Genomic DNA, 11,778 nt, shown 5'->3' on the forward strand with positions numbered 1-11,778 from the left:
CACAAGAATTTACTCGGAAAGCCAGACGACAGGCTCTTTAACAGCAACAGGGCCGGAAGCATGCTCACGAAGAGTCGAGTTCTCCGAACGCTCGCACACGATAACGAAGACCGTGGGATCAAAGCCGGCAGCGCGAACCACGTCGAAATCGACCTCGACGAGGGGCTGGCCCGCGTCGACATGGTCACCCTGGGCAACAAGCGCATGGAAGCCCTTGCCCTCAAGTTTAACAGTGTCGATTCCGATATGCAGCATCACCTGAGCAGAGCTGTCGTCGGACATGATGCCCAGCGCGTGCTCAGTCGGAAACAGCGCCGCGACGGTGCCAGAAACAGGAGCGCACACCGTTCCCTCTTGGGGAACCACGGCAACGCCATCGCCCACTGCACGGCTGCTAAAAGCGGGGTCATTGGTATTTTCTAGATTAACAAGCTCGCCGGAAACGGGAGCGAGGATTTCGAACTCGGAAGTCGCAGTCGCCTGCTTATCCGAGCCACCCATAAGGCGTGAAAAGAAACCCATGATGGCATGTCCCTTCATAAATATAGCCCAACCAAAATCAATCGAATGCGCCCATTGAGACACACCCGTTCAAAGACTTTGGTTAGGCCCACGTCCGAGGGGACTCGGTAACCTTCCGCATTTCTTTTACGGCGGTTATTGTAGACAAGCCCAAAGCCGGAACAATCATTATGACCGGCGAACGGTATTTTTTCTCCGATAAACGGTATTTAAGCGGCACTTAGGGACGTTCCTTTTCTGCCGGCACTCGGGGACACTCCTCACTCTGGTGCATTGGGGACAGGTTTGTTTGCACCAGGTTGGTGCAGATTAACCTGGTCCCATTGCACCAATTTCGTATGCGCTAGATGAAGAGCTCGCATTCCTTCCGCACGACGCGAACCTTGCTCAGCATCTGGGAAACAGCGGATAGTTTGTTGGGATCAAGCTTGCGAGCACCTCGCGGACATACGGCAATGCAGCGCATGCAGGAGATGCACGCCTCGCCAGCTGCTCGTTTGGGGTCACCCTTGTCGATAGCACAAACGGGGCACGCCGCGGCGCATGCACCGCAGGAGACGCAATCCTCTGTTGCCTCGGGTGCCATGCGGTGACCTCCAGCTTGTTTATAAGGACGATTGCCGGGGATAGAGGGCTCGGACGCATCCTCAGCCAACAGCTTTTGCTGAATTTGCTGCGCAAACTCTGCGAGCTGCGCCGCATCCTGCACATCCGGACGACCGGCAGCAAACTGTCGCGCAATGGAATGTTCTGCAATGGCCGCAACTGCCGTGATCACCCGGAATCCCGCATGCTTCGCAACGTCCTCCAGCTCTACGAGCGTGTCCTCAAACGCGCGGTTTCCGTATACACAAACCAAAACTGCCCGAGCCCCGTTGCCTCGCACCATGCCCAACCGGTCAGCCACCACAGCCGGGATTCTACCGGCATACGCCGGCACAGAGATTACGGCCACGTCGTCCTTAGTCATCGAGACAGCGCTGAAATCTAGCCCGCTATCGGTCAAATCGACGGTAACGGTATTCTTGCCCAGTGCCCCGGCCACAAGGCCAGACACCTTCCGCGTTCCGCCCGTCGGACTAAACACAATTTCGAATACGTTCATCTAGACACCCTCCCCCTACGCCTGGCAACGCGTCAAGCCGCTTTCACATCCAGCCAGAGTATACGGCACGTGGGGAGCCCGTTTTGATGCGCCAAGCACCCCAATGCACCCACCCTACGCTGTCTGCCTCTTCGTTTTGTATAAATTACGGTACAGATTGTATATATTTACGGGATACCGCCGTGTTTTCCCGAGGTACCCCATCCTGGCCCGTGCAAAAAACGGAGTATTCTGCAACGTGACCGCGCCAGCACCGCCGCGGGTGGGCAAAACTGTAGGGCGCCGTATCATTTTAAGTCCCGACATGGCGAGAATAACGCGCCCCTGCTCCGGAAAACGGTGAAATCTGACTCAGAACGCTCGCCAGGGATATCCGAAGGCCACCGTTGGCGACGTCGAATCATATGCAGACAGCTCGAACTGCTGAATACTCCAAAAAATGCACGGAGCACCCCATGGGACCCATTGCCGCATGGCAGGAAACAGGCCCACGGCATCCTCTAGATGCATTCCCGAGGAAATCACATTTGAACTAGCGATCGGATACGGCAAACAAAAAGGGCCCCGAACGTAGTTGCTCGGGGCCCTTGGTTCACCTCGCTCTAGCGGGCGATGCGTATGTTACTTGCGCTTGCCGCCGCCGTCACCGGGGCGACGGGAGCTGCCGCCGCGCTTGCCGCCACGGCTGTTGCCATAGCTGCCACGGTTATCGCGACCGCCGGCACGGCCGCCACGGGAGCCGGTCTGGTTGCCGCCACGACCACCACGATAGCCACCACGACGCTCCTCGCGGGTATCGTCGTAGTTGCGCCAGTCATCGCGACGATCGCGGCTGGCACGCGGGTCACGACGATCGCGCGACTCGTTAGAACGACCAGCGCCGCCGCGGCCGCCATTGCCGCGAGCACCCTCGCGACGCTCGCCGCCGCGGCTACCGCGCTCTTCAAAGCGCTTGCCGCCACGGGACTCACCGCCGCGGGCACCACGCTCACCACGGCCCTCGCCGCCACGGCGCTCATCACGGCCACCGCGCTCGTCATTACGACCGGAGCGACGACGGTCACCCGAACCGCGCTTGCCGCCGCGCGAACCGCGGCCCTCGTCCTCGCGCTCAACACGACGACGGCCGCCACGGTCCTCGTCCTCACGACGACGGCGATGCGCCTCGCCCTGGAACTGCTTGGCACGGCGCTCGGCACGGTTGCCGCGCGGGGCCTGCTCAACGACACCAGCACCGCCGCGCTCCTCAGCAGCAACCTCGCGGGCCACGCTCTCCACGGCCTCGTCCACGCGAGCCTGAACGCCCTCGCGCACGCGGGTCTTACCGCCGCGCTTGGGACGGCTCGGACGCTCGCCATCGCCACGGCGCTCGTCGCGACCGCGGTTGGAGCGACCAGCCACATCGCCGTAATCGTCGCCGTTGCGTTTGCCGTCGCGACGTGCCTGCTCAAGCTTCTTCTTGCTCTTGGACTTGCCGCGCTTGGTCTTCTTCTTCACCTTAAAGGCCGCAGGGTCGCGCTCGGGGTCAATCGCGGGCGGATTGGGCCCCACATGCAGGTCGCCGGCCTCGTAGATGTCGGCGGTCTTGTCCATGAGCTTCTCGATCTCGTAGAACTCGTCCACGTCCTGCTCGGTCACAAACGTGATGGCCCAGCCCAGCTCGCCGGCGCGGCCCGTGCGGCCAATGCGGTGGATGTAGTCGGTCGGCTCGGCCGGCACGTCAAAGTTCACGACGTAGCGCACGTCGCTGATGTCGATGCCGCGGGCGAGAACATCGGTTGCCACCAGCACGTCGACGGTGCCGTCGCGGAAGGCAGAAAGCGCGCGCTCGCGCTGGGCCTGGCTGCGGTTGCCGTGAATCGCGGCGGCCTTGATGCCCTTGCGCTCTAGACGACGGCAGCAGCTGTCGGCACGGTGCTTGGTACGCATAAAGACGATGGTGCGCTCCGGGCCCTCCTTTTTGAGGAACTCGGGCAGCAGGTTGTTCTTGGCCTCGATGGACACCGGGAACACAAACTGGTCGACGGTGTCGGCGGTCGACGTGGCGGGCGCGATCTCCACGCGGGCCGGGTCGCTCACCAGGTCGGTGATCTCACCCACGGCCTCCTCGTCGAGGGTCGCCGAGAACAGCAGTGTCTGACGCTCGGCCGGCGTCTCGCGCACAATGCGGCGGACGGCGGGCAAAAAGCCCATGTCGAGCATGCGATCGGCCTCGTCGAGCACCAGGACCTTAACCTCATCCAGGTGGCAGGCACCCTGCTCGATCAGGTCGACCAGACGGCCCGGCGTGGCGACCAGGATATCGCAGCCGTACTTGAGTGCCGCGGTCTGCGGCTTGTAGCTCACACCGCCCACGACGGTCACGGCAACATGGCCGGTGACGTCGGCGATTTTGCTTGCGACCTCATCAATCTGCTGGGCAAGCTCGCGCGTGGGGGTGATGACGAGCATCACGGGGCCGCGACCGTTGCCCTCGGGCTTTTTAGCACCGCGACGACGGTTGCGGCCGCCGCGCTCGCGCACGGGTTTGGGAGGAGCGATGTGCTCCAGATTGTTCATGGTCGGCAGCAAAAAGGCGGCCGTCTTGCCGGTGCCGGTCTGAGCGGCGGCAAGCAGGTCGCGGCCCTCGAGCACCACGGGGATGGAGCCGGCCTGCACGGGCGTCGGCGCCGTGTAGCCCAGGTTCTCGATAGCACGAAGCATCTCGTCGGAAAGCCCCAGCTCGTCAAAGGCGGGCAGGCTCTCGGTAGCGGACTCGACGGCCTGGGCAGCATTGGCCTCATCGGCGGCATCGAAGGCAGCCTGGGTCATGGCCTCGCGGGTCTCGTCCAGAATCTCGGCGTCCGTGACGTCAGATACAGAATTACGCATATGTTGTTGTTCCTTATCTGCACGCGCTATGGGCACGGCATGCGGCCGCGCGGGCGTGCTTGGTAGTGCGCTAATACATACAAAAACGGGTGCGCACAGAGAGGACGTTGCTCAGCACGCTGGCGATCGCTTTGGCAGCCCTATCACGCGCCGTCCAGACGCAGCAGCTCTAAGCGATGGAGCAGATTCGCCGCCGGTTAGTATACCCGCACTCCGTATGCCCCCACGTAAACCACAGATGACGAGGCGGACGAGGTGGGCCCGGCTGATTGTCTCAATCTGTAACAGATGCAGGGCAAAACCGGGTCCAAATGTTACAGAACAAGACAGAGGGGGACTTCCGTCCAGTCCAAACCAAATCTCTCAGGCTTCCTGCAATTTCGAACATGTGGCCTATAATGTTGCTTTGGTTACGCTATATATTGCGCAGCCATTTAATACGTCGCCCACCGGGGGCCATTAATTCCTATCGCCATATTGGCTAGGAAGCAATCAAAGGAGGTATCCGTGGCAGCAGAGACGCCTTGCTCGGTCCTCTATAACGATATTCGCTCGTTCGGCGGTCTTAAACATCTCGAGATCGCCCGAATGCTCATCAATGGAAACTCTTATCTCGGCAGTACCCTGCTCGAGAAATGCTCTTCCAACCGCTCGTATCTCACCCGTTACATCGTCCATCGCAAGCCTGACCAGTGCGCGCCCTCCATCTACAGCGACTTTGCCGTCACCACGCTCAACCTTTCCTCGGCAATCTGCAGCAAGCTCGGCGGCGGCGAGTCCGCCTATCGGGCAATCGCCGAGCACTATCGCGGTCCGGCCGCCAACGAAATGATGTCGGCTCTCGCCAGCTACAAACTGGACAGCCGCCTATATGCAAATGCCCTCAATCGTATCGACAACTTTGACGGCAATGCCGTGCGCGAGAAAAGCACGCTTTACCTTATGCTCTTTGTGGCAACGGGGGCGCTCGCCGACCCCGTTCAGGGCGTGGCCACCGTCGAGCGCTTTTGCGACAGCAAGACGGGCGGGCACTTTGGCACCACCGAAACTACCGTCGGACGTGGCTTTATGAGCAGTCTGGAGCAGCCGCGCACCGTCGCCCCCAACCTCGGTCTGCTCAGAACCCATGCCGACAACTGCGCCGACATGCAAATCCATCCCCTCACACGCGATCCGCGCGGCACCGTGATTGGTTCTTTGCCCAAAACCTCGCCCAGCATCACCGATGTGGGCGCCGACGCATCGCGCGAGCATCTTCGCATTTGGCTTGAGGGTGAGCACTGGTACGCCCAGGGCCTTGGATCGACCAACGGCACGGTACTCGAATCGGGTGCAGGCAACGGCGATATTGTGATTGAGCCGCCGCGCGACCAACGCGAGCCCGGCAAGATCTATCCCCCAGTGGAAATCGAAAACAGCGACAGGCTCCATCTGGGTCTCTACACGACATTCCTTGTCATTGTGGACTAGCGCGGACGGCGATCGAAAGACGGTCGCCGTCCGTCTTTCGTCTTCTACCTTCTGCGTCGTAAACGACAATGCTCAGCGGTATACGTGGGCAGTGCGGCTATCATGGTACTTTACCGATATCCGCACTGCTCACGTATACGTGCGGCAACCCATGCCAGACAAAGGAACGCCATGGATACTACCGATAGCGCCTATGGCGACAAACTCATCCGTCTCGATACGTTCGATACCGCCGTGGCGGTCGACCCCAGCGCCGAGGACGACGCCAAACGTCGGTTTATGACGCTTATTCTCCAGACGGCCCACCGCAACAACGGCAACATCGGGCACGTGCTGCGCGCGACCAACACGAGCGGCGAGGTCTTTGCCGTCAAGCTACTCAAGGACAACGCTATCCTTTCCGGCCAAGCCCCCGACCGCTCCGCCGAGCAATCGGCCGCGCACCTGGCCAACACCGCTGCGCTGTTCGAGGAGTACCGTCATCTGTGTACCGTCTCGCACCTGCGCGGATTTCCGCGCGTCTATGGCTACGGCTCGTGTGAGGATGACCCGCTCATCCTCATGGAGTGGGTCGAGGGCACCTCGCTCAAGCAGGCGCTGCCCCTGCTTCCGCACGACGCCTCGGGCGGGCTGACCACCCAGATGGTCGCCGCCGTCGGAAACGCCGTGCTTCGTGCGCTCTTGATGACCCAAGGCCTCGTGAATCCGGTCATCCATCGCGACCTGTCGCCTGCCAATATCATGTTCCGCACCACCAGCCGAACGCTCGAGCAGCAGATTGCCGATTGCTCCTTTGACCCCTGCCTCATCGACATGGGCTCCGCGACCATGGCTCTCGGCGACGACACGATCACCCGGCGCGCCGACATCTGGCGTTTTGCCACGCCCGCATACGCCGCGCCCGAGATGCTCACGCAGGATATCGAAGGCATCGCGGCCCTTCGCCGTTCGCCGGCAATCGACGTCTATGCGCTTTCGAGCATTCTGTACCAGCTCTACAGCGGTCGCAAACCGTTTGACTTTGAGTCGACGGACGCCGCTGCAACCGGCTCGTTCTATCTCGTAAAGACCAAGACCAAGCCGGCACCGCTCGAGCCGCGCTGCGAGGGCGATGAAGCGCTCGTCCAAATCATCATGAAGGGTCTCTCAGTCGAGCAGTGCGATCGTCCCACCGAGCAGCAGATGCTCGAGGTGCTCTCGGCATACCTCACCGATGCCGAATCCGAGGGCCGCGAGGGCGCGGGCAGTGACGCCGCAATCGACATCGACTCCGGTACGCACCTTAAGGTCGACGTCGCCGGCGAGCGCGCGCGAGAGATCCTGGAACAGGCCCGGCACGATGCCATGACCCGCCGCCGGTTTATTATCGGTGGCGTCGTTGCAGCCGTTGCGGGGCTCAGCGTCATTGGGGCGGCGACCCATGGCTTTGGCATCCCCGACTACCTGGATGGCATCCGCGGTTCGCTTGACGACTACACCTGGGATCAGCTGCAGGAGATTTCGCTCAAGATTAAGGCCGCCGAGACCCGTAGCGAGGCACGCGAGATTGCCAAGCGCTATCACCTGCTCGATGCCGATGGGCATATCCCCTATCCGTGTACCAAACGTGTCACGCTCACCAACGGGCTGCAGGTTGGCGCGCAGCTTGTGGGTATCCGCCACGACGAGCTTCTAGACGGTACGGGCAAGGCCGGGCTGACGTTTATGTTCGACGCGGGTATTGCCGAGCGCAACGCTGCAGCTGAACCGCCGAGCGCCGGCTGGGCAGATTGCGAGCTGCGGGAATGGCTCAACGGCGACGGCCTTAAGCTGCTACCCAACGAGTTGCGCGCGCTCATTAAAGGGGTCAAGAAGGTCTCGAACAATGTGGGCGCCGCCAACAGTGCATCGTGTCTGAGCGAGTTGCCCGCAACCCTTTGGCTGCCCGCCATGGTCGAGCTGTGCGGTACGCAACCGCCCGATTCGTTTGCCGAGGACTATCACTACCTGGCAGACATCTACAACAGCGAGGGCAAGGAGTACCAACTCTTCCGCGAGCTCAAGGTGAGCCCGTATTCCACGAACGAGACGATGGTCCGTCAGTGGAAGGGCAAGGACACCTGCTGGTGGGAGCGCACGGTGAGCCCCGACTCATCGGAGAGTGGAGGCACACTCTATTTGAATCGCGTGGGCCACGACGGCGACGCCTTTACGTACGCAACGCCTGCGGACAAGCCAAACAAACGAACCTGTGTGATCCCCGGATTCTGTATCTAGAGAGCGGGCGTCTTGCCGTGACGGGACCCCTCCCCGGCAATTGTCTCGATCTGTAACAGTTAGAGGTCATATTTGCTGCTAGATGTTACAGAACGAGACATTGAGTTTCCTGCCAACTGTTTGTCTTGATCTGTAACAAATACTCGGTAAAACGGGGTCTAGTTGTTACAGATCGAGACGTTAGTTTTCGGCTGAAATGTTTGTCTAAATCTGTAACAGCTATGGTTCAAAAACCGGTCCAGACGTTACAGATTGAGATGATTGGTTGGGACGGTCCATCGGCCAACCAACTATCCTCATCTGTAACGAAATGTCATACATTTCTTTCTGTACTGTACACCCCCAGGGGGTATGGGTGTATAGTATCAGCAGGTTAACAATTCCAACACCGAACCACAGAAAGGAGAAGCCATGGCTCAAGATAAGTTTGACGTGGGCGGCATGACGTGCGCCGCGTGCCAAGCGCACGTGGACCGTGCCGTCAGCAAACTCGACGGCGTCCAAAGTGTCGCGGTCAATCTACTCGCCGGCTCTATGCTGGTGGACTACGACCCTGCGCAGGTCTCCCCCGACGACATCTGCACCGCTGTCGACCGCGCGGGCTACTCGGCCTCGCCCGTCAGCACGGGCATCGACGCCTCCCAAAACGGCAGTACGCAAGCCAGGTCCGGCGCCGCCCATATGGAGTCGCCCACCAAAAAGCTGGAGGCCGCCGCCTCCGCCATGCGCACCCGCCTCATCATCTCGATCGTATTCCTCATCCCACTGTTCTACATAGGCATGGGGCACATGCTCGGCTGGCCGCTGCCCGGTATTTTCACCGACCATACCCACAGCATGACACTCGCGCTCACCGAGCTCGTCCTGCTCATCCCCATCGTCTACGTCAACGACGCGTACTTTATCAACGGGATTAAATCGCTCGCGCACGGCGCGCCCACCATGGACGCCCTTATTGCCGTGGGCGCCACCGCCTCCATCGCCTGGTCGCTCTACGCCATGTTCATCATGGCCGACCAGCTAGCCGCAGGTCAGGTGCACGAGGCCATGATGACGAGCATGGACAACCTGTATTTTGAGAGCGCTGGCACCATCCTGTCGCTCGTCACCGTGGGCAAATACCTCGAGACGCGCAGCAAGTCCAAGACCGGCGGCGCTATCGAGGCGCTCATCGACTTGGCACCCAAGACCGCGACCGTCGTGGCAGAGGACGGCAGCGAGGCCACCGTCGACGTCGATGCCATTCTGCCCGGCCAGGTGCTGCGTGTGCGCCCCGGCGAGTCCATCCCCGTTGACGGCGTGGTGCTCGAGGGCAGCTCGGCCGTGGACGAAAGCGCGCTCACCGGCGAATCCATTCCCGTGGAGAAGACCGCCGGCGACACTGTCAATGCGGCCACGGTCAACCGCACGGGCTCGTTTACCTTCCGCGCCACGCGTGTGGGTGCCGACACGTCGCTCGCCAAGATTATCCAGCTCGTCGAGGACGCCAACGCCACCAAGGCGCCTATCGCCCGCATGGCCGACAAAGTCGCCGGCGTGTTCGTGCCCGTGGTGTTCGTGATCTCGGCCGTGACCTTTGCGGCGTGGATGGCACTGACCGGCAGCATAAACGAGGCGCTCACCTCCGCCGTGGCCGTGCTGGTGATCAGCTGCCCGTGCGCGCTGGGTCTGGCCACGCCCGTCGCCATTATGGTCGGCACCGGCAAGGGCGCCGAGATGGGCATTCTGTTCAAGAGCGCCGAGGCGCTGGAGAACCTGCGCAGCGTAGGTACCGTGGTGCTCGATAAGACGGGCACGGTCACCCGCGGCAAGCCTGCTGTGACCGATATCGTAGTAGCCACGCGCGCCGACGGCTCGCCCGCCATGAGCGAAAAAGCGCTGCTCAAGCTGGCCGCCGCGCTGGAGCGCTCGAGCGAGCACCCGCTGGCCGAGGCGATTATGGCCGAGTGCGAGACACGCGGGATCGTCGCGCGCATGGTCGAAGACTTTACTGCCGTGCCCGGTCGTGGCGTTACGGCGCACGAGGGGCAAAACGCCATTGCAGCCGGCAACGTGCGTCTGATGGACGAGCTGGGCGTGAAGGTTCCCGCCGGCCTTGCCGAACAGTTCGCGGCCGAGGGCAAGACGCCACTGTTCTTTGCCAAGAACGGCGAGCTTGTCGGCACCATCGCCGTGGCGGACGAGGTCAAGGAGACGAGCGCCGGGGCCATCGCCGCACTGCGCTCGCTTGGCGTCGACGTGCGCATGCTCACCGGCGACAACCGCGTGACAGCCGAAGCGATCGCCCGCCGCGTGGGACTGAGCAGCGAGCAGGTCATCGCCGACGTCCTCCCCGCCGACAAGGAACGCCACGTGCGCGAGCTGCAGGATGCGGGCAGCAAGGTCGCCATGGTGGGCGACGGCATCAACGACTCCCCCGCCCTGGCGCGCGCCGACGTGGGCCTTGCCATCGGTACCGGCGCCGACATCGCCAAAGAAGGGGCAGATGTGGTTCTCATGCGCAGCGACCTCATGGACGTCGCCCGTGCCATCGAGCTGTCGCGCGCCACAATTCGCAACATCAAGCAGGACCTGTTCTGGGCGCTGTTCTACAACGGCATCGGCATTCCGCTGGCGGCGGGCGTGTTCTTCCCCCTCACCGGTTGGCAGCTCTCGCCGATGTTTGGCGCCGCGGCCATGAGCCTGTCGAGCGTGTGCGTCGTGTCCAATGCACTGCGCCTGAAATCCTTTAAGCCCAAGACGGCGCGCTGAAGCACCCGACCTTGCCCCTCAAACCGTCGCTCGCGTACCCAAGTACGCTTCGCTCCTCTTTCGGGGCAATCTCGGGCACCTCAGCACACCTTTAAGATGACGCTGTTCACGACTAAACTGTCAGATATTCTCAATCGATAAGGAGTACACCCATGCGTTACACAATCAAGACTTCCGGCCTTATGTGCGGCCACTGCGACGCCACTGTCGAGACGGCACTGCTCAACGTTGCCGGCGTGACCGACGCCGACGCCGATCACGAGACTCAGACCGTACAGGTGGAGTGCGCCGACACCGTGACCGCTGAGCAGCTCGCTGCCGCCGTCGAGGACGCCGGCGAGAAGTTCCACGCCCTATCCGTGACCGCCGCGTAGCAGACGCCGCCTACTGAATCCTCAGAAGTTGCGGTGAAATACGGACTGTTGAGCCGCCCTAGGCCTTTAAACAGTCCGTATTTCACCGCAACTGACGGGGGCATCCGGAAGATCGACCAGAAACGAGGACCCGCCATGATGGCAGACCATAAATCGGTGACCCGCATGCTCAAGACGGCACGCGGCCAGATCGACGGCATCTTGCGGATGGTCGATGAGGACCGCTATTGCGTCGATATTTCCACGCAGCTCATGGCCACACAGGCGCTCATTGCGCGCATCAACGCCGACGTGCTCAAGGCGCATATCGAGGGCTGCGTGACTTCGGCAATCGAATCGGGCGACGAAGACCTCAAAGCCGCCAAGCTCGCCGAGATCGAACGCGTCGTCGACAAGCTCTCCAAGTAATTGGGGACATTGGGGACAGAC

The 11,778-nt window shown here is 61.6% G+C and carries 8 protein-coding genes; 5 read left to right on the top strand and 3 right to left on the bottom strand.

Annotated elements, in window-relative coordinates:
* Nucleotides 1-9 precede the first annotated feature (9 nt).
* The 3 genes from AB5405_RS05715 to AB5405_RS05725 form a co-directional block, all read right to left on the bottom strand.
* The gene (locus tag AB5405_RS05715) at nucleotides 10-522 is read right to left on the bottom strand and encodes a PTS sugar transporter subunit IIA (RefSeq protein WP_368137846.1); all 513 of its coding nucleotides are present in this window, start codon (nucleotides 520-522) and stop codon (nucleotides 10-12) included.
* Between the two features lie 343 nt (nucleotides 523-865).
* Nucleotides 866-1,627: a 4Fe-4S dicluster domain-containing protein gene (locus AB5405_RS05720; RefSeq protein WP_368137847.1), complete on the bottom strand. Its 762-nt coding sequence runs from the start codon at nucleotides 1,625-1,627 to the stop codon at nucleotides 866-868.
* Between the two features lie 621 nt (nucleotides 1,628-2,248).
* On the bottom strand, nucleotides 2,249-4,498 hold the full coding sequence (locus tag AB5405_RS05725; RefSeq protein ID WP_368137848.1) for a DEAD/DEAH box helicase: 2,250 nt from the start codon (nucleotides 4,496-4,498) through the stop codon (nucleotides 2,249-2,251).
* 507 nt (nucleotides 4,499-5,005) lie between these two features.
* Between AB5405_RS05725 and AB5405_RS05730 the strand changes: the two genes are divergently transcribed.
* The 5 genes from AB5405_RS05730 (at nucleotide 5,006) to AB5405_RS05750 (ending at nucleotide 11,757) form a co-directional block, all read left to right on the top strand.
* A complete protein-coding gene (locus tag AB5405_RS05730; protein WP_368137849.1) occupies nucleotides 5,006-5,968 on the top strand; it encodes an FHA domain-containing protein in 963 nt (320 codons plus the stop codon).
* Nucleotides 5,969-6,139: 171 nt separating this feature from the next.
* Nucleotides 6,140-8,224, top strand: coding sequence for a protein kinase domain-containing protein (locus AB5405_RS05735; protein WP_368137850.1), 2,085 nt, complete (start codon nucleotides 6,140-6,142; stop codon nucleotides 8,222-8,224).
* Between the two features lie 411 nt (nucleotides 8,225-8,635).
* Nucleotides 8,636-10,975 (top strand): heavy metal translocating P-type ATPase, encoded by a 2,340-nt coding sequence (locus AB5405_RS05740; protein ID WP_368137851.1) that lies wholly within the window; start codon nucleotides 8,636-8,638, stop codon nucleotides 10,973-10,975.
* A 152-nt stretch (nucleotides 10,976-11,127) separates the two neighbouring features.
* Nucleotides 11,128-11,349: a heavy-metal-associated domain-containing protein gene (locus AB5405_RS05745; RefSeq protein ID WP_195245914.1), complete on the top strand. Its 222-nt coding sequence runs from the start codon at nucleotides 11,128-11,130 to the stop codon at nucleotides 11,347-11,349.
* A 138-nt stretch (nucleotides 11,350-11,487) separates the two neighbouring features.
* Nucleotides 11,488-11,757, top strand: coding sequence for a metal-sensing transcriptional repressor (locus AB5405_RS05750; RefSeq protein ID WP_229077164.1), 270 nt, complete (start codon nucleotides 11,488-11,490; stop codon nucleotides 11,755-11,757).
* The last annotated feature ends 21 nt before the right edge of the window (nucleotides 11,758-11,778 follow it).

The sequence above is a fragment of the Collinsella aerofaciens genome (assembly GCF_040920445.1).
In the GTDB taxonomy this organism is placed as follows: domain Bacteria; phylum Actinomycetota; class Coriobacteriia; order Coriobacteriales; family Coriobacteriaceae; genus Collinsella; species Collinsella aerofaciens_BH.